Source organism: Pseudomonas brassicacearum (genome assembly GCF_003732265.1).
Lineage (GTDB): Bacteria > Pseudomonadota > Gammaproteobacteria > Pseudomonadales > Pseudomonadaceae > Aquipseudomonas > Aquipseudomonas brassicacearum_D.
The window spans coordinates 894583-912735 of record NZ_MOBK01000006.1; the positions used below are offsets into that span (position 1 = coordinate 894583).

Here is an 18153-nt window from a genome sequence, read left to right on the forward strand (position 1 = left end):
GTGTGGGAGCGGGCTTGCTCGCGAAGACGGACTGACATCCAACATTGATGTCGATTGATACGCCGCTTTCGCGAGCAAGCCCGCTCCCACATTTGATCCGGTTTCAGTTCAAGCCCGGTGCCAGGCCCCACCCTTTGTATTTACCGTGACCCGAGTCCTGACGATGAACACAGAATTTCGCAAACAGCTGCCCGGCAGCCATCTGGATTACTTCGACGTCCGTGCGGCTGTCGAAGCCATTCAACCTGGCGCCTACGACACCCTGCCGTACACCTCCCGCGTGCTGGCGGAAAACCTTGTGCGTCGCTGCGACCCGGCCACGCTCACCGAATCCCTGAAGCAATTCATCGAACGCAAACGCGACCTCGATTTCCCGTGGTTCCCGGCCCGCGTGGTGTGCCACGACATTCTCGGCCAGACCGCACTGGTCGACCTCGCCGGCCTGCGTGACGCCATCGCCCTGCAAGGCGGCGATCCGGCGCAAGTGAACCCGGTGGTGCCGACGCAATTGATCGTCGACCACTCCCTGGCCGTCGAGCGCGGTGGTTTTGATCCGGAGGCGTTCGAGAAGAACCGCGCCATCGAAGACCGTCGCAACGAAGACCGTTTCCACTTCATCAACTGGACCAAGAAGGCGTTCAAGAACGTCGACGTGATCCCGCCAGGCAACGGCATCATGCACCAGATCAACCTGGAGAAAATGTCTCCGGTGATCCAGGTACGTGACGGCGTTGCATTCCCCGACACCTGCGTCGGCACCGACAGCCACACCCCGCACGTTGATGCGCTGGGCGTGATCGCCATCGGCGTCGGTGGTCTTGAAGCCGAGAGCGTGATGCTCGGTCGTGCTTCCTGGATGCGTCTGCCAGAAAGCGTCGGCGTCGAACTGACCGGCAAGCTGCAACCGGGCATCACTGCCACCGACATGGTGCTGGCGCTGACCGAGTTCCTGCGCAAGCAAAAAGTCGTGGGCGCATGGCTGGAGTTCTTCGGTGAAGGCGCTGCTGCGCTGACCCTCGGCGACCGTGCAACCATCTCCAACATGGCCCCGGAATACGGCGCCACTGCCGCGATGTTCTACATCGACCAGCAGACCATCGACTACCTCAAGCTCACCGGTCGTGAAGACGATCAGGTGCAGCTTGTGGAGCACTATGCCAAGACCATCGGCCTGTGGGCCGACAGCTTGAAGGGCGCGCAATACGAGCGCGGCTTGACCTTCGACCTGTCCACCGTGGTGCGCAACATGGCTGGCCCGAGCAACCCGCACGCCCGTGTCGCGGTGTCCGATCTGGCCGCCAAAGGCATCTCCGGCCAGTGGGATGACGTGCCTGGCCAAATGCCGGATGGCGCCGTGATCATCGCTGCCATCACCAGCTGCACCAACACCAGCAACCCGCGCAACGTGATCGCTGCCGGCCTGCTGGCGCGCAATGCCAACAAGCTCGGCCTGACCCGCAAGCCATGGGTCAAATCGTCCCTGGCACCGGGTTCGAAAACCGTCGCGCTGTACCTGGATGAAGCCGGTCTGACCAAAGAACTGGATCAGCTCGGTTTCGGCGTCGTGGCTTTCGCCTGCACCACCTGCAACGGCATGTCCGGCGCACTGGACCCGGTGATCCAGCAAGAGATCATCGACCGCGACCTGTACGCCACTGCCGTGCTATCCGGTAACCGCAACTTCGATGGCCGGATTCACCCGTACGCCAAGCAAGCGTTCCTCGCTTCGCCGCCACTGGTGGTCGCTTACGCCATCGCCGGGACCATCCGTTTCGACATCGAAAAAGATGTGCTGGCCGTGGTCGATGGCAAGGAAATCCGCCTGAAAGACATCTGGCCGAGCGACGAAGAAATCGACGCCGTGGTCAAGGCCTCGGTGAAGCCGGAGCAGTTCCGTCAGGTCTACATCCCGATGTTCGCCATCCACGAAGACACCGGCCCGAAAGTGGCGCCGCTGTACGACTGGCGCGAGATGAGCACCTACATCCGTCGTCCGCCGTATTGGGAAGGCGCGTTGGCCGGCGCACGTCCGCTCAAGGGCATGCGTCCATTGGCGGTGCTGCCGGACAACATCACCACCGATCACCTGTCGCCATCGAACGCGATCATGCTGGACAGCGCCGCCGGTGAATACCTGGCGAAAATGGGCCTGCCGGAAGAGGACTTCAACTCTTACGCGACTCACCGCGGTGACCACCTGACTGCGCAGCGCGCCACCTTCGCCAACCCGAAACTGTTCAACGAAATGGTTCTGGAAAACGGCAAGGTCAAGCAGGGTTCGCTGGCCCGCGTCGAGCCGGAAGGCCAGGTCATGCGCATGTGGGAAGCCATCGAAACCTACATGGAACGCAAGCAGCCGCTGATCATCATTGCCGGCGCCGACTACGGTCAGGGTTCGTCCCGCGACTGGGCCGCCAAGGGCGTGCGTCTGGCGGGTGTGGAGGCGATTGCCGCCGAAGGTTTCGAGCGCATTCACCGCACCAACCTGGTGGGCATGGGCGTGTTGCCGCTGGAGTTCAAGGCCGGCACCAACCGTCACACCCTGGCCATCGACGGCAGCGAAACCTACGACGTGATCGGCGAGCGCACACCGCGCGCCGAGCTGACGCTGGTGATCCATCGCAAGAACGGTGAACGCGTTGATGTGCCGGTCATGTGCCGCCTCGACACCGCCGAAGAAGTGTCGATCTACGAAGCCGGCGGCGTGTTGCAACGCTTTGCCCAGGACTTCCTCGAAGAGTCGGCAGTCGCCGTCTGACACACGCTTTACAGACACGGGACTTCAGGTCCCGTGTCTGTTTTCAAGGTAAGGAGTAACGAGTACATGGCTCACGCAGCTCAGATCAAAATCCCTGCCACCTACATGCGTGGCGGCACCAGCAAAGGCGTGTTTTTCAGCCTCAAAGACTTGCCTGAATCGGCACAAATTCCAGGCCCGGCCCGCGACGCTTTGTTGCTGCGCGTGATCGGCAGCCCCGACCCGTACGACAAGCAAATCGACGGCATGGGCGGTGCAACCTCCAGCACCAGCAAAACCGTGATCCTGTCGAAAAGCCTCAAGGCCGATCACGACGTCGATTACCTGTTCGGTCAGGTGTCCATCGACAAGCCTTTCGTGGACTGGAGCGGCAACTGCGGCAACCTGTCGGCAGCGGTCGGTTCGTTCGCGATCAGCAACGGTCTGGTCGACGCCAGCCGCATTCCGCACAACGGCGTGGCCGTGGTTCGCGTATGGCAAGCCAACATCGGCAAGACCATCATCGCCCACGTGCCGATCACCAATGGTGAAGTGCAGGAAACCGGTGATTTCGAACTCGATGGCGTGACCTTCCCGGCTGCCGAAGTGCAGGTCGAATTCATGGACCCGGCGGCGGAAGAAGAGGGCGGCGGTGGTTCGATGTTCCCGACCGGCAACCTGGTGGATGACCTCGAAGTACCCGGCGTCGGCACCTTCAAGGCGACCATGATCAATGCCGGCATCCCGACGATTTTCGTTAATGCCCAAGACATCGGTTACACCGGCACCGAGTTGCAGGGCGCGATCAACAGCGACCCGAAAGCCTTGCTGATGTTCGAAACCATCCGGGCTTACGGCGCATTGCGCATGGGCCTGATCTCGAACATCGACGAAGCGGCCAAGCGTCAGCACACGCCGAAAGTGGCGTTCGTGGCCAAGCCGGCGGACTACGTTTCGTCCAGCGGCAAAGCCATTGCGGCAGGGGATGTCGACTTGCTGGTGCGTGCGTTGTCGATGGGCAAATTGCACCACGCGATGATGGGCACGGCGGCGGTGGCGATCGGCACGGCAGCGGCGATTACCGGTACGTTGGTGAACCTCGCGGCGGGCGGTGTCGAACGCAACGCAGTACGTTTCGGCCATCCGTCCGGCACGTTGCGTGTGGGTGCGGAAGCCAGCCTGGTCAACGGTGAATGGACCGTGAACAAAGCCATTATGAGCCGCAGTGCGCGGGTGTTGATGGAAGGTTATGTTCGCGTGCCGGGTGATTCGTTCTAACTGATTCACGCAAAACCCCTGTGGGAGCGAGCCTGCTCGCGAAGACGGACTGACATTCAACATTGATGTCGACTGATCCACCGCTTTCGCGAGCAGGCTCGCTCCCACAAGGGACTGCATTTCAAAACAAGAGTGGCTTCACCAACCGAGACTGATCCCTGAACCGAGGTCCCATCAACGAACCACTTCAAGAGTGAATCGAACATGAGTGCCAACGTCGACCAGAACATTCGCCCCGAGTACGACCGTGTCCTGCAGGACATTGCCGACTACGTCCTCACCTTCAACATCCAATCCCAAGAAGCCCTCGACACCGCCCGCAACTGCCTGATGGATACGTTGGGCTGCGGTCTGCTGGCGCTGCGCTTTCCCGAATGCACCAAACACCTGGGCCCCATCGTCGAAGGCACGGTCGTGCCGTTCGGTGCCCGCGTGCCCGGCACCAGCTATCGCCTCGATCCGGTCAAAGCCGCGTGGGACATCGGCTGCATCGTGCGCTGGCTCGATTACAACGACACCTGGCTCGCCGCCGAGTGGGGGCATCCGTCGGATAACCTTGGCGCCATTCTCGCGGTGGCCGATCACCTTTCGCAAAAACACCTGGCCAATGGCGAGGCTCCGCTGACCGTTCGCGCGGTGCTCGAAGCGATGATCATGGCCCACGAAATTCAAGGCGTGATTGCCCTGGAAAATTCCTTCAATCGCGTCGGCCTCGATCACGTCATGCTGGTGAAAGTCGCCTCGACGGCGGTCACCGCCAAACTCATGGGCGCCAGTCGCGAGCAACTCTTGTCGGCGTTGTCCCATGCGTTCGCCGACGGCCAGGCGCTGCGCACGTATCGGCATGCGCCAAATGCCGGTTCGCGCAAATCCTGGGCGGCCGGCGATGCGACCAGTCGTGGCGTACGATTGGCAGACATCGCCATGCGTGGCGAGATGGGCATTCCCGGTGTGCTGACGGCCAAACAGTGGGGCTTTTACGACGTTTTTTTCAGCCACACCAACAATGATCTGGCGCTCAAGCCCGAAGATAAACGGGCCTTCAGTTTCTCGCGGGCGTACGGCAGTTATGTGATGGAAAACGTGCTGTTCAAAATCAGTTTTCCAGCGGAGTTTCATGCGCAAACCGCCTGCGAAGCAGCCGTGAAATTGCACCCGCACGTTCGTAATCGGCTGCATGAAATCGACCGCATCGTCATCACCACCCACGAGTCGGCGATCCGCATCATTTCCAAAGTCGGTCCACTGGCCAATGCCGCCGACCGCGACCACTGCCTCCAGTACATGACCGCCGTGCCGCTGGCATTCGGCAATCTGGTGGCCGAGCACTACGAAGACGACTTCCATGCGGCGCATCCGATCATCGATGTGCTGCGCGAGAAAATGGTCATCGTCGAAGACCCGCGCTTCACCCGCGAATACCTCGAAGCCGACAAGCGCTCCATCGCCAATGCGGTGCAAGTGTTCTTCAAGGACGGCTCCAGCACCGAGAACGTGGTGGTCGAATACCCGATCGGTCATCGCCGTCGTCGCGTCGACGGTATCCCGCTGCTGGAAGACAAATTCAAGGCCAACCTGGCCACGCGATTCACCGCCCAGCGCAGTGCGCAGATTGTTGCGTTGTGCACGGATCAGGTGGCTCTGGAAGCCACGCCGGTCAATCGCTTCATGGACCTGTTCGTGCTCTGAGCCACTTTTCCATCGGCAATTTGGTGATCGCAAAACCGGTCAGCAAAATTGCCGAATACATCATCAGTTCCTGGGACAAGGGTTGCCCCTCGTACCAGGCGCCGATGATCACGGCGAACACCGGGAAGATGATAAACACGAAGGACAAAATGATTGGGCTCAGGCGTTTGAGCAGCAGGAAATAAACGATGAATCCGCCCACCGACGCGACCAGTCCCAGATAGAGCAGGGCACTCCACGACCGCGCGCTGATGGCGCTGAACAGCGGCGCCTCAACCTGCAAACCGGCGACAAACAACATCACCCCGGCGATGCCGATGGGCAGGGTGTTGTAGGTGATCACGCTGATCGAGGTGCCGTGTTTTTTGGTCACCACGTAACACAACGCATGCATCACCGCCGCGCAGAGAATTGCCAATACCCCGAACAATTCCGCATGGTCCAGATGCAGGCCCTGGCTGCGGATAATCATGAACAGACTGCCAAAGCCGATGGCGATCCCGAGCACTTGCGACGGGTAGATTTTCTCGCGCAAAAACAACGCGGAAAACAACAGGATGAACACCGGCATGCAGCTGAACAGCAGCGCCGTCAGCCCGGACGACACATGCATCTCGCCGTAGTTGAGCAAGTAATACGGCAGGCTGAAATACGACAGCGTGACGAACACGAAAAACCAGCGGCTTTCCTTGGGAAACAATAGCGGTTCACGGCGGATCAGGGCGAAGCCGAGGAACAACGGAAACGCGATCAGAAAACGCAAGCCGGCCGCCGTTAGCGGCGGCACGGTTTCGACGGCAATCTTGATCCCCAGCCACGTCGTGCCCCAACTGAGGCACACAATCAGGAACAGCACGCTGGTGACCAGCGCGGTCAGCCAGGGTTTTCGAGCACTTGCAGTAGCACTGATGGCGATGGACATGACTCGGCTCCCTTATCGTCGGAATTGACCTGCAACTGCAAAAGGTCTATCCCTGATTGCACCTGTTTCAAGCACGCTATTCGGGGATGCAATGACTGTCAAAGCAAGTATTGCCATGGTGTCAATCCTGCGCGATGGCCTCGCCAACGGGGTGGGCGTGAAGTACAAGCGTCTGGCGGATGCCGTGGAAAAAGCCATCGCCGAAGGGGTGATTGAAGCCGGCAGCAAGTTGCCGCCTCATCGGCTGTTGGCGGACAGCCTGGGCGTGACCATCGGCACCATTAGTCGCGCCTATGGCGAGCTTGAACGCGTGGGCCTGGTCGTCGCTCGTGTAGGAGACGGCACCTACGTGCGTCAGCGCGGAATGGAGCGTCCGCGTGACGGTGGTTTTCGCAATGTCAGCGAAGAGCCGCAGGGCTTTTTTGACATGAGCCGCAACCAGCCGATTCCAGGGCAGGAGGCGCTGTTTCTGAGTCAGAGCCTGCAAGCACTGGCCCTTGATCCGCAGGCGTTGCGACACCTCAGCGGCTACACCGCCGACGCCGGTTTGCCGCGCCATCGCGCAGCCGGTGCGCACTGGTTGCGGCACCAGGCATTTGAGCCGAATGCCGAACAGATCGTCTGCGTCAACGGCGGTCAGCACGGTCTGTTGTGTGCCTTGATGGCGTTGCTGAAAGCGGGCGATACCGTGGTCACGGAGCACCTGACGTATCCTGGTTTGATCAGCGTTGCGCGCATGCTCGGGATCAAGTTGATCGGTGTCGCGATGGATGATGAAGGGCTGCTGCCGGACGCGCTGGAGGACGTTTGTCGCAGCCATCGTGTGTCGGCGTTGTATTGCACACCGACGATCCAGAATCCTACGGCGGCGGTGATGTCCGTCCCACGACGCGAGGCGATTGCCGCCGTTTGTCGACAGCACAATCTGCTGATCCTTGAAGACGAGGCTCACGCGGTTTTGGCGCAACAGCGACCGCTGCCCCTGAGCCATTTCGCCCCGGAGCGTTCGGTGTTGATTGGCAGCTTGAGCAAGGCTGTTTCGGCCGGTTTGCGGGTGGGATATCTGCATGCGCCGCTACCGTTGATCGGACGTTTGAGTGCGGCGGTGCGCGGAACATGCTGGATGGCCAGCCCGCTGACGCTGGAAATGGCGAGTCAGTGGATCGAAAACGGCGTTGCCGAGCAGTTGTTGGGGCAGCAGATCGTCGAGATCAGTCGACGCAAATCAATGGTCGCGGGGCGGCTGGAAGGGTCGGTTTACAAGACTCATACCCACAGCCCGCACTTCTGGATCGAGGTGCCTGAGCCTTGGCGCGCGTCGCAGATCGCGGCGGAGCTCAAGGAGAATAATTATCGGGTGGCGACTGCCGAGGCTTTTGCGGTGGGGCATGGGGCGGTGCCGCAGTTCATTCGGGCGAGCGTGTGCAATTCGGCGGGGGATGATCGGTTGTTGTTGAGAGGGTTTGAAGCGTTGGCCGGGGCATTGGCCGAGATCGCGTAATCGTTCTTCGCGGGCAAGCCACGCTCCCACATTCGACCGAGTTTCTCCAGGAGTAATGCGGTCAAATGTGGGAGCGGGCTTGCCCGCGAAGGCGGCCTGACAGGCGCTAAAGATCTACTTGAACCGCCGCTCCACCCCTTTTTCCACCAAAATCTTCGCGGAAATTTCTTCAACGGAGAAATGGGTGGAGTTGATATGCGGAATGTTCTCGCGACGGAACAGATTCTCCACCTCGCGCACTTCAAACTCGCACTGTGCGTAGCTCGAATAGCGGCTGTTGGGCTTGCGCTCGTTGCGGATCGCGGTGAGGCGGTCCGGGTCGATGGTCAGGCCAAACAGCTTGTGCTGGTGGGCGCGCAGGGCGCTGGGCAGGGTCAGGCGTTCCATGTCGTCTTCGGTCAGCGGGTAGTTGGCCGCGCGGATACCGAATTGCATGGCCATGTAGAGGCAGGTCGGGGTCTTGCCGCAACGCGACACGCCGACCAGGATCAAATCGGCCTTGTCGTAGTAGTGCGTGCGGGCGCCGTCGTCGTTGTCGAGGGCGAAGTTCACCGCCTCGATGCGTTCCATGTAATTGGTGTTGGCACCGATGGAGTGGGACTTGCCGACGGTGTAGGAAGAATGCTCGGTCAGTTCCTGCTCAAGCGGTGCCAGGAAGGTCGAGAAAATGTCGATCATGAAACCATTGGAGGTCGCGAGGATCTCACGGATGTCCTGATTGACGATCGTGTCGAAAATAATCGGCCGGAAGCCGTCGGTTTCGGCGGCTTTGTTGATTTGTTGTACCATGGCCCGCGCTTTATCCACGTTGTCGATGTACGGTCGCGTGAATTTGCTGAAGGTAATGTTTTCGAACTGCGCCAGGAGGCTTTGACCCAGGGTTTCGGCCGTGATGCCGGTACCGTCGGAAATAAAGAAAGCAGATCGTTTCATTTGCACCTTGGGCCTTAAGCTAATGACGAATCTTGGATATGATAGGCGCGGTTTGTCGGCCGCCAGTGGCCCGCATTCTCACTTATTTTCCAGGTCCAGGCCATACAGCTGGCAAATGCTCCCCCGAGCAGCCGGCTTCTGAGCTTTTCCAACACAGTTAGTGGAGAGATCACCTTGGTAGAGTACGTAGTTTCCCTCGATAAGCTCGGCAAACACGATGTTGAGCATGTGGGGGGCAAGAACGCATCCCTGGGCGAGATGATCAGTAACCTCGCAGGTGCCGGTGTATCGGTGCCCGGTGGCTTCGCCACGACAGCTCAGGCTTATCGTGATTTTCTGGAACTGAGCGGTCTCAACGATCAGATCCACGCCGCCCTCGACGCCCTGGATGTCGACGATGTCAACGCCCTGGCCCGTACCGGTGCCCAGATCCGTCAATGGATCATGGAAGCCGAGTTCCCCGAGAAGCTCAACGCCGAAATCCGCACCGCGTTCGCCACGCTGTCGGCCGGCAACCCTGACATGGCCGTGGCCGTGCGCTCTTCCGCTACCGCCGAAGACTTGCCGGACGCTTCCTTCGCCGGTCAGCAGGAAACCTTCCTGAACATCCGTGGTGTCGAAAACGTCATTCGCGCCGCCAAAGAGGTGTTCGCTTCGCTGTTCAACGACCGTGCGATTTCCTACCGCGTGCACCAGGGTTTCGACCACAAGCTGGTGGCCCTGTCGGCTGGCGTTCAGCGCATGGTCCGCTCCGAAACCGGCACCGCCGGCGTGATGTTCACCCTCGATACCGAATCGGGCTTCCGTGACGTGGTGTTCATCACCGGCGCCTACGGCCTGGGTGAAACCGTCGTACAAGGCGCGGTGAACCCGGATGAGTTCTACGTCCACAAAGGCACGCTGGCCGCTGGTCGCCCAGCCATCCTGCGCCGCAACCTGGGCAGCAAAGCCATCAAGATGATCTACGGCGAAGTCGCCACGGCCGGTAAATCGGTCAAGACCATCGACGTCGACAAGGCTGATCGCGCACGTTTCTGCCTGAGCGACGCCGAAGTCAGCGAACTGGCCAAGCAAGCGATGATCATCGAGAAGCACTACCAGTGCCCGATGGACATCGAGTGGGCCAAAGACGGTGACGACGGCAAGCTCTACATCGTTCAGGCCCGTCCTGAAACCGTGAAGAGCCGTACCCAGGCCAACGTCATGGAACGCTACCTGTTGAAAGAAACCGGCACCGTGCTGGTTGAAGGTCGCGCCATCGGCCAGCGCATCGGCGCCGGCAAGGTCCGCATCATCAAGGACGTGTCCGAGATGGACAAAGTCCAGCCAGGCGACGTGCTGGTCTCCGACATGACCGACCCGGACTGGGAACCGGTCATGAAGCGCGCCAGCGCCATCGTCACCAACCGTGGCGGTCGTACCTGCCACGCGGCGATCATCGCTCGCGAGCTGGGCATCCCGGCCGTGGTCGGTTGCGGCAACGCCACCCAGTTGTTGAAAGACGGCCAGGGCGTGACCGTTTCCTGCGCTGAAGGCGACACCGGTTACATCTTCGAAGGCGAACTCGGCTTCGACATCAAGAAGAACTCCGTCGACGCCATGCCGGACCTGCCGTTCAAGATCATGATGAACGTCGGCAACCCGGACCGCGCCTTTGACTTCGCGCAACTGCCGAATGCCGGTGTGGGCCTGGCCCGTCTGGAGTTCATCATCAACCGCATGATCGGTGTTCACCCCAAAGCGCTGTTGAATTACGACGGTCTGCCGCAGGACATCAAGGACAGCGTCGACAAGCGCATCGCCGGTTACAACGACCCGGTCGACTTCTACGTCGACAAACTGGTCGAAGGCATCAGCACCCTGGCTGCAGCGTTCACCCCGAAAAAGGTCATCGTGCGTCTGTCGGACTTCAAGTCCAATGAATACGCGAACCTGATCGGCGGCAAGCTCTACGAGCCGGAAGAAGAAAACCCGATGCTGGGCTTCCGTGGCGCTTCGCGTTACATCAGCGAATCGTTCCGTGACTGCTTCGAACTCGAGTGCCGTGCCCTCAAGCGCGTGCGCAACGAGATGGGCCTGACCAACGTCGAAATCATGGTGCCGTTCGTCCGTACCCTGGGCGAAGCCAGCCAAGTGATCGATCTGCTGGCCGAAAACGGTCTGGCTCGCGGCGAAAACGGTCTGCGCATCATCATGATGTGCGAACTGCCATCCAACGCGATCCTCGCTGAAGAGTTCCTCGAATTCTTCGACGGCTTCTCGATCGGTTCCAACGACCTGACTCAGCTGACGCTGGGCCTGGACCGTGACTCCGGGATCATCGCGCACCTGTTCGACGAGCGTAACCCGGCGGTCAAGAAGCTGCTGGCGAACGCCATTGCCGCGTGCAACAAGGCCGGCAAGTACATCGGCATTTGCGGTCAGGGTCCTTCGGACCACCCTGATCTGGCCAAGTGGCTGATGGAGCAGGGCATTGAAAGCGTTTCGTTGAACCCTGACTCCGTATTGGAAACCTGGTTCTTCCTGGCTGAAGGTCAGGCTCCGGCTTGATGTGAATGAAGCCCCGGTCAAGTGGCCGGGGCTTTAAAGATTTGAGTAGGGCGGGCTCCTCTGGATGCCGCCCTTTTTTGTGCAAGAGCATTATGCAAAGCAGCAGCAACCTATTTCCAGTCGCCCTGATCAGCGCCGAACGGCGCGGTGATCTGAGCGAAGATGTCTACCGTTTGAAGCCGGCAAACAGTCCCGACGTCAGCGTCGAGCTGGCCGTTACCCGGTTGGGAATGGCCGATGAGCCGGCGGTACGTGGCGTGCCGGTGATCCTGTTGCACGGCAGCTTCTCTAATCGGCGCTTCTGGTTTTCCCCGAAAGGGTTGGGGCTGGGTGCCTATCTGACGCGTCTGGGATTCGATGTATGGATTCCCGAAATGCGCGGTCATGGCCTGTCCCAGCGTAACCAGAACTACCGCAAGAACCGTGTCGCCGACTACGCGCGTTACGATCTGCCGGCCATTGGCGCGTTCGTGCGTGAGCAAAGTGGCCAGGTCCCGCACTGGATCGGTCACTCGCTGGGCGGGATTACGCTGGCGGCGGCATTGGGCGGTGAGTACATCGGCGAGCCGGTGGTGGCGTCGGCAGCGTTTTTTGGCACGCAAGTCAGCCGCACCTATTGGCCGTTGAAGATTCCCCCGGTGGAGTGGAGCGGGCGCTTTATTCTCAAGCGTTTTGCGCAACTGTCGGGATCACGGCTCAAGCGCGGCCCCGAGGACGAGCCGATTGGCCTGGCCCTGGAAAGCATGCGCTGGTACGGCCTGTTCGGGCGTTTTGGCGATGCCGACAAGGACTGGTGGGCCGGATTGGCCAACGTTGCGATGCCGGTGTTGGCCGTGAGCGCAGTCGGCGATCATCAGGACCCGGCATGGGCCTGTCGCAAGCTATTCGAGCAGATTGGTTCCGAGCACAAGCAATTCATCAACTTGGGTCGTGAGCAGGGCTTTGGCGACAATTTTGGTCACGTTGAAATGCTGGTCAGCAAAGCTGCTCAGGCCGAGGTCTGGCCGTTGGTGGCGCGGTGGTTGGCTGATCAACAGGCGCCTTTGATGGGCAACAAGCCGGATCTGGCGACGGCAGTTTGAGCCTGATGCTCTAACAAGGGCATTTCGCTCTGATCGGCTTGCGGCTAAGATATGACGCATTGAGCAGTTTTGGTCACGTTTCGACACCCTCGATTGTCTTCCTCTTTACAGGAGTTTCTCGATGAATCATTACCTCACGCCCGACCTGTGCGACGCCTATCCGGAGCTGGTGCAGGTGCTGGAACCGATGTTCAGCAATTTCGGTGGCCGTGATTCATTCGGCGGCGAAATCGTGACCATCAAGTGCTTCGAAGACAACTCGCTGGTCAAGGAACAAGCCGAGCTCAAGGGCAATGGCAAGGTGTTGGTAGTCGACGGTGGCGGTTCCCTGCGTCGTGCGCTGCTGGGCGACATGATCGCCGAGAAGGCCGCGAAAAACGGTTGGGAAGGGCTGGTGATCTACGGTTGCATCCGTGACGTCGACGTCATTGCACAAACCGACCTGGGTGTTCAGGCCCTGGCCAGCCACCCGATGAAAACCGACAAGCGCGGCATCGGCGATCTCAACGTACCGGTGACCTTTGCTGGCGTGACGTTCCATCCAGGCCATTACATTTATGCGGACAACAACGGCGTGATCATCTCGCCAAGCCCGCTGAAAATGCCTGAATAAACAGAAACCAACAAAGGGATGCGGATGTTCGAGGAAGAAAACGCGCAGTGGGGCCTGGTGCATGCCCTGGTGCTGGACGGTAAAGGCAGTGCGCGTTCGATAGCCCGGACTGAACTCGATGACTTGCAGCTAGAGGCTCATGAAAGCCTGTGGCTGCATTGGGATCGCAGTCATCCGCAAACCCAGACCTGGCTGCGTAAAACCAGCGGTCTGAGTGAATTCAGCTGCGACCTCCTGCTCGAAGAAAACACCCGACCGCGTCTTCTACAGCTTTCGGACAGCGAACTGCTGCTATTTTTGCGTGGGGTCAATTTGAATCCCGGCGCAGAGCCGGAAGACATGGTCTCGGTGCGGATTTTCGCCTCGGCCAAGCGGGTTATTTCCTTGCGTCTGCGTCCGTTGCGCGCCACCGACGAGTTGTTGGTACAACTCGCCGACGGCAAAGGGCCGAAAACTGCGTCTGAACTTGTCCTTTATATGGCGCAATACCTCACCAATAAAGTGCAGGACCTGGTCAGTTGCCTCTCGGAAGTGGTCGATGAGGAAGAAGAAAAACTGGATGCCGACGAACGGTATACACCCGAACACGGCGCCATATTGCAGATCCGTCGCAGGGCGGCAGCGCTGAAACGTTTCCTTGCACCTCAGCGGGATATTTTCGGGCAACTGACGCGTATAAAACTGCCCTGGTTTGTTGAAGACGATGGCGATTACTGGAACGAATTGAACAACAGCCTGACCCGCTACCTTGAGGAGCTGGAATTGACCCGGGAGCGGGTGGGGCTGGTCCTCGAGGCTGAGGACAGACGCTTGAGCGTGCGCATGAACCGCACGATGTACCGCTTCGGGATCATCACTGGGATCTTTTTGCCGATGAGTTTCCTGACCGGTCTTTTGGGGATCAACGTCGGTGGCATTCCGTTCTCGGCGAGCCCTTATGGCTTCCTGATTGCGTGCCTGATGATGGTCTCGGTGGCGCTCGGGCAGTGGTGGTTATTTCGACGTTTGCGTTGGGTGTGAGCATGCGTCATGTGACCCGGGCAAATTTGATCGCGTCTTTCACAGACATCACGAGAGGTGCGTATGCACGATCCGTTTGAACAGTCTTTGCGCGACATGCTCAATGCATCACCGTCCACCCGGGACGACGATGCGTGCCTTGGGCGTGTACTGAAAACCGCCAACCGCCAGGTCGGCGCCGGCGATCTGTTCAGCCTGCTGGGCCGCTGGTTGCCCGCGCTGATGATTGCCCTCAACAACGGCTCGGCCCACGTCGCGCCGGTCTCCCGTCACCGTAAACCTACCGTTCGCACTGCTGATAAGGCTGATTGAATATGGAACTTGATCTCTGGACTCAGAGCCTCGTCACTGCAATGACTGCGTTATGGACAAAGGTTGCGAACTTCATTCCGAACCTGTTCGGCGCACTGGTTGTGTTGCTGTTGGGTTTCGTCGTTGCGAAACTTTTGGACACTTTGTTGTCCAAGCTGCTCGCCAAGCTGGGTCTCGATCGCCTGATGGGCGGTACCGGTCTGACTAAATTGCTATCCCGGGCTGGTCTCCAGGTACCGATCTCGACGTTGATCGGCAAGATTGTCTATTGGTTCGTCCTGCTGATTTTCCTGGTTTCTGCAGCAGAATCCCTTGGACTTGAGCGAGTTTCAGCTACGCTGGATATGCTGGCTCTGTATCTGCCCAAGGTGTTCGGCGCGGCGCTGGTGTTGCTGGTAGGTGTGTTGCTGGCGCAATTGGCCAATGGACTGGTGCGCGGCGCGGCAGAAGGCGTAGGGCTGGACTATGCTTCGGGGTTGGGACGAATTGCTCAGGGCCTGGTGATTATCATCAGTATCTCGGTAGCGATCAGCCAGTTGGAGGTCAAGACTGACCTGCTCAACCATGTGATCGTCATTGTGTTGATCACCGTTGGTCTGGCGGTTGCGCTGGCCATGGGTTTGGGAAGCCGGGAAATTGCCGGTCAGATTCTTGCGGGAATCTATGTGCGTGAGCTATATCAGGTTGGGCAACAAGTGCGTGTTGGCGAGGTCGAAGGCCAGATCGAAGAGATCGGCACGGTTAAAACCACATTGCTGACCGATGAGGGTGAGCTAGTCTCTCTCTCCAATCGGATTCTCCTGGAGCAGCATGTGAGTAGCCGCTAACCCGGCAAACCCTGCTAATGTATGCCGCCGCAAATTGCTCCGAAAGGGCAGCGGCGGACATTGACCTGACTGTCGGCCCGACTTGTTTTGAATAAAGCTCAATCGCTCTCCACGCGCTACGACCCCCGCGAGCTCTCTGATGAGGAGTTGGTCGCGCGCTCGCATACCGAGCTGTTTCACGTAACGCGCGCCTATGAAGAACTGATGCGGCGTTACCAGCGAACATTATTTAACGTCTGTGCCCGATACCTTGGGAACGATCGCGACGCAGACGATGTCTGTCAGGAAGTGATGTTGAAGGTGCTGTATGGCTTGAAGAACTTCGAGGGGAAATCGAAGTTCAAGACATGGCTATATAGCATCACGTACAACGAATGCATCACACAGTATCGGAAGGAACGGCGAAAGCGTCGCTTGATGGACGCTTTGAGTCTGGACCCCCTCGAGGAAGCGTCTGAAGAGAAGGCGCCGAAACCCGAGGATAAGGGTGGACTTGATCGCTGGCTGGTGTATGTAAACCCGATTGACCGGGAAATTCTGGTGCTACGTTTTGTCGCAGAGCTGGAATTTCAAGAGATCGCGGATATCATGCATATGGGTTTGAGTGCGACAAAAATGCGGTACAAACGTGCTCTTGATAAATTGCGTGAGAAATTTGCAGGCATTGCTGAAACTTAGTTCAGCGCAAATATCTCTTACGTGTAGGCTAGTTCTGATAGACTAGCCGCCGAGTTGTCCCCCGGTTTGAGGGACTGCTTTACAATCACCAGATGGGGATTTAACGGATGAAACTGAAAAACACCTTGGGCTTGGCCATTGGTACTCTTATTGCCGCTACTTCGTTCGGCGTTCTGGCACAAGGCCAAGGCGCAGTTGAAGGCGAGCTCAACTACGGGAAAAAGTACAACGACAGCGTTAACAACGTTGAAGACGGCTACACTCCTGGCGCCTCCATCGGTTACTTCTTGACCGACGACGTATCGTTGAACTTCACCTACAACAACGATGACTACACCCGTTCGGACAACAACACCGGCAAGCAGAAAATCGAAGGCGATCAGTTCGGTCTGAACGCTCAGTACCACTTCAACAACGCTGGCGACGCTCTGCGTCCTTACGTTCAAGGTGGTGTTAAGCACGGCAGCCTGACCAACGTGCGCGCTGACGGCCATAGCGGTCGTGATCAGTCGACTTTCCTGACCGCTGGCGCTGGCCTGAAGTACTACTTCCTGGAAAACGTCTACGCTCGTGCTGGCGTAGAAGCTGACTACAAACTGGACAACGGCCGTTGGGACTACATCCCATCCGTTGGTCTGGGCGTGAACTTCGGTGGCGGCAACAAGCCAGTCGCTGCTGCTCCAGCTCCAGAAGTCTGCTCCGACAGCGACAACGATGGCGTTTGCGACAACGTTGACAAGTGCCCAGACACCCCAGCCAACGTAACTGTTGATGCTGATGGCTGCCCGGCAGTTGCTGAAGTTGTTCGTGTTGAGCTGGACGTGAAATTCGACTTCGACAAGTCGGTAGTCAAGCCAAACAGCTACGGCGACATCAAGAACCTGGCTGATTTCATGAAGCAGTACCCATCCACCACCACTACTGTTGAAGGTCACACTGACTCCGTCGGTCCTGACGCTTACAACCAGAAACTGTCTGAGCGTCGTGCAAACGCCGTTAAACAAGTTCTGACCAACCAGTACGGTGTTGAATCGTCCCGCGTTCAGTCTGTTGGCTACGGCGAATCCCGCCCAGTTGCTGACAACAAAACTGAAGCTGGCCGCGCTGTAAACCGTCGCGTAGAAGCGCAGGTTGAAGCTCAAGGTAAGTAATTACCCGCCGCTCTGAGAAAAGCCCGGCTTAGGCCGGGCTTTTCTTTGTCTGCGATTTGGTGAAGTGGGGTGATTCAGGCAGCTTTTACGCTGATTGATCGACCGTCATCGCGGGCAAGCCACGCTCCCACAGGGATCGAGTTGCACAAGCTGCGACCGCGCCAATCACCAGGATGGCCGGGCTTTTCAATTCGAAGGCACAGGCATCTTCTTCCATCGTCATCAGGCTGCTCCGACATTCCCGTTGATGCGGCAACGATGCATTTTCAATCATCGCCACCGGCGTATCTGCCGCCATTGCGCCCGCCAGCAGTTGTTCTCGGATCTCGCTGAGCTTCGCCACGCCCATGTAGATCACCAGCGTCGTGCCACCTTGAGCCAGTGCTTGCCAGTTCAGGCTGCTGCCGTCCTGAGTGTGGGCGGTCACCAGCGTCACGCCTCGCGCGACACCGCGCAGGGTTAACGGAATATCGCATTGAGTTGCGCCTGCCAGGCCGGCGGTGATGCCATTGACCAGTTCGGTCTCGACCCCACGTTCACGCAACCACTGCGCTTCTTCACCGCCACGCCCGAAGATGCACGGGTCACCCCCCTTGAGCCGCACGACGCATTTGCCCTGACGGGCATAACGCAGCATCAAACGATGAATGAATTCCTGTGGTGTAGAGCGGCAGCCACCGCGTTTACCCACTGGAATAATGCGCGCGCCGGGGCAGTGCTCAAGCACCGCGTCGTTGACCAGATCGTCGATCAGCACCACATCCGCTTCTCTCAACGCTCGAACAGCTTTAAGGGTCAGCAATTCAGGATCACCGGGGCCCGCGCCCACCAGCCAGACTTTTGCGCTCATTGTGTTTTCC

15 protein-coding genes are annotated in these 18153 nt (G+C 58.9%); 12 read left to right on the forward strand and 3 right to left on the reverse strand.

Annotated elements, in window-relative coordinates; translation table 11 throughout:
• Window positions 1–163 precede the first annotated feature (163 nt).
• The 3 genes from acnD to prpD all read left to right on the forward strand — a co-directional run bounded on the left by acnD (window position 164) and on the right by prpD (window position 5704).
• Window positions 164–2758 carry a Fe/S-dependent 2-methylisocitrate dehydratase AcnD gene (gene acnD / locus BK660_RS17120; RefSeq protein ID WP_123434246.1) on the forward strand — a complete coding sequence of 865 codons (2595 nt, stop codon included), beginning with the start codon at window positions 164–166 and terminating at the stop codon, window positions 2756–2758.
• Window positions 2759–2824: 66 nt separating this feature from the next.
• Window positions 2825–4015 carry a 2-methylaconitate cis-trans isomerase PrpF gene (gene prpF, locus BK660_RS17125; RefSeq protein WP_123434247.1) on the forward strand — a complete coding sequence of 397 codons (1191 nt, stop codon included), beginning with the start codon at window positions 2825–2827 and terminating at the stop codon, window positions 4013–4015.
• A 204-nt stretch (window positions 4016–4219) separates the two neighbouring features.
• Window positions 4220–5704, forward strand: coding sequence for a 2-methylcitrate dehydratase (gene prpD, locus BK660_RS17130; protein WP_123434248.1), 1485 nt, complete (start codon window positions 4220–4222; stop codon window positions 5702–5704).
• Here the strand turns inward: prpD and BK660_RS17135 are convergent.
• Window positions 5682–6581 (reverse strand): DMT family transporter, encoded by a 900-nt coding sequence (locus tag BK660_RS17135; RefSeq protein WP_185045135.1) that lies wholly within the window; start codon window positions 6579–6581, stop codon window positions 5682–5684. The two genes, prpD and BK660_RS17135, sit on opposite strands and share 23 nt — an antisense overlap.
• 136 nt (window positions 6582–6717) lie before the next feature.
• On the opposite strand from BK660_RS17135, the gene BK660_RS17140 reads away from it, so the two are divergent.
• Window positions 6718–8127 carry an aminotransferase-like domain-containing protein gene (locus BK660_RS17140; RefSeq protein WP_123434250.1) on the forward strand — a complete coding sequence of 470 codons (1410 nt, stop codon included), beginning with the start codon at window positions 6718–6720 and terminating at the stop codon, window positions 8125–8127.
• Between the two features lie 114 nt (window positions 8128–8241).
• Here BK660_RS17140 and ppsR read toward each other — a convergent pair whose 3' ends face one another.
• A complete protein-coding gene (gene ppsR, locus BK660_RS17145; protein ID WP_027922552.1) occupies window positions 8242–9060 on the reverse strand; it encodes a posphoenolpyruvate synthetase regulatory kinase/phosphorylase PpsR in 819 nt (272 codons plus the stop codon).
• Between the two features lie 174 nt (window positions 9061–9234).
• Between ppsR and ppsA the strand changes: the two genes are divergently transcribed.
• The 8 genes from ppsA to BK660_RS17185 all read left to right on the forward strand — a co-directional run bounded on the left by ppsA (window position 9235) and on the right by BK660_RS17185 (window position 17293).
• On the forward strand, window positions 9235–11610 hold the full coding sequence (gene ppsA / locus BK660_RS17150; RefSeq protein WP_123434251.1) for a phosphoenolpyruvate synthase: 2376 nt from the start codon (window positions 9235–9237) through the stop codon (window positions 11608–11610).
• A gap of 92 nt (window positions 11611–11702) precedes the next feature.
• A complete protein-coding gene (locus tag BK660_RS17155; protein ID WP_123434252.1) occupies window positions 11703–12692 on the forward strand; it encodes an alpha/beta fold hydrolase in 990 nt (329 codons plus the stop codon).
• Between the two features lie 121 nt (window positions 12693–12813).
• Entirely contained in the window at window positions 12814–13305 is a 492-nt protein-coding gene (rraA, locus tag BK660_RS17160) for a ribonuclease E activity regulator RraA (protein WP_123434253.1), read from the forward strand.
• A gap of 24 nt (window positions 13306–13329) precedes the next feature.
• The gene (locus tag BK660_RS17165) at window positions 13330–14325 is read left to right on the forward strand and encodes a zinc transporter ZntB (protein ID WP_123434254.1); all 996 of its coding nucleotides are present in this window, start codon (window positions 13330–13332) and stop codon (window positions 14323–14325) included.
• Window positions 14326–14388: 63 nt separating this feature from the next.
• Window positions 14389–14637 carry a hypothetical protein gene (locus BK660_RS17170; RefSeq protein WP_027922557.1) on the forward strand — a complete coding sequence of 83 codons (249 nt, stop codon included), beginning with the start codon at window positions 14389–14391 and terminating at the stop codon, window positions 14635–14637.
• A gap of 2 nt (window positions 14638–14639) precedes the next feature.
• A complete protein-coding gene (locus BK660_RS17175) occupies window positions 14640–15464 on the forward strand; it encodes a mechanosensitive ion channel family protein (protein ID WP_008048604.1) in 825 nt (274 codons plus the stop codon).
• A gap of 87 nt (window positions 15465–15551) precedes the next feature.
• Window positions 15552–16142 carry an RNA polymerase sigma factor SigX gene (sigX, locus tag BK660_RS17180; protein WP_008146300.1) on the forward strand — a complete coding sequence of 197 codons (591 nt, stop codon included), beginning with the start codon at window positions 15552–15554 and terminating at the stop codon, window positions 16140–16142.
• 107 nt (window positions 16143–16249) lie between these two features.
• Window positions 16250–17293, forward strand: coding sequence for an OmpA family protein (locus BK660_RS17185; protein ID WP_123434255.1), 1044 nt, complete (start codon window positions 16250–16252; stop codon window positions 17291–17293).
• Window positions 17294–17378: 85 nt separating this feature from the next.
• On the opposite strand, the gene cobA is transcribed toward BK660_RS17185, so the two are convergent.
• Window positions 17379–18143 carry a uroporphyrinogen-III C-methyltransferase gene (cobA, locus tag BK660_RS17190; RefSeq protein WP_123434256.1) on the reverse strand — a complete coding sequence of 255 codons (765 nt, stop codon included), beginning with the start codon at window positions 18141–18143 and terminating at the stop codon, window positions 17379–17381.
• Window positions 18144–18153 lie beyond the last annotated feature (10 nt).

Bases quoted from the DNA above. Each gene is read 5' to 3' on its own strand.
- acnD (WP_123434246.1), top strand. From the start codon at position 164: ATGAACACAGAATTTCGCAAACAGCTGCCCGGCAGCCATCTGGATTAC.
- prpF (WP_123434247.1), top strand. From the start codon at position 2,825: ATGGCTCACGCAGCTCAGATCAAAATCCCTGCCACCTACATGCGTGGC.
- prpD (WP_123434248.1), top strand. From the start codon at position 4,220: ATGAGTGCCAACGTCGACCAGAACATTCGCCCCGAGTACGACCGTGTC.
- BK660_RS17140 (WP_123434250.1), top strand. From the start codon at position 6,718: ATGACTGTCAAAGCAAGTATTGCCATGGTGTCAATCCTGCGCGATGGC.
- ppsR (WP_027922552.1), bottom strand. From the start codon at position 9,060: ATGAAACGATCTGCTTTCTTTATTTCCGACGGTACCGGCATCACGGCC.
- BK660_RS17155 (WP_123434252.1), top strand. From the start codon at position 11,703: ATGCAAAGCAGCAGCAACCTATTTCCAGTCGCCCTGATCAGCGCCGAA.
- rraA (WP_123434253.1), top strand. From the start codon at position 12,814: ATGAATCATTACCTCACGCCCGACCTGTGCGACGCCTATCCGGAGCTG.
- BK660_RS17165 (WP_123434254.1), top strand. From the start codon at position 13,330: ATGTTCGAGGAAGAAAACGCGCAGTGGGGCCTGGTGCATGCCCTGGTG.
- BK660_RS17170 (WP_027922557.1), top strand. From the start codon at position 14,389: ATGCACGATCCGTTTGAACAGTCTTTGCGCGACATGCTCAATGCATCA.
- BK660_RS17175 (WP_008048604.1), top strand. From the start codon at position 14,640: ATGGAACTTGATCTCTGGACTCAGAGCCTCGTCACTGCAATGACTGCG.
- BK660_RS17185 (WP_123434255.1), top strand. From the start codon at position 16,250: ATGAAACTGAAAAACACCTTGGGCTTGGCCATTGGTACTCTTATTGCC.
- cobA (WP_123434256.1), bottom strand. From the start codon at position 18,143: ATGAGCGCAAAAGTCTGGCTGGTGGGCGCGGGCCCCGGTGATCCTGAA.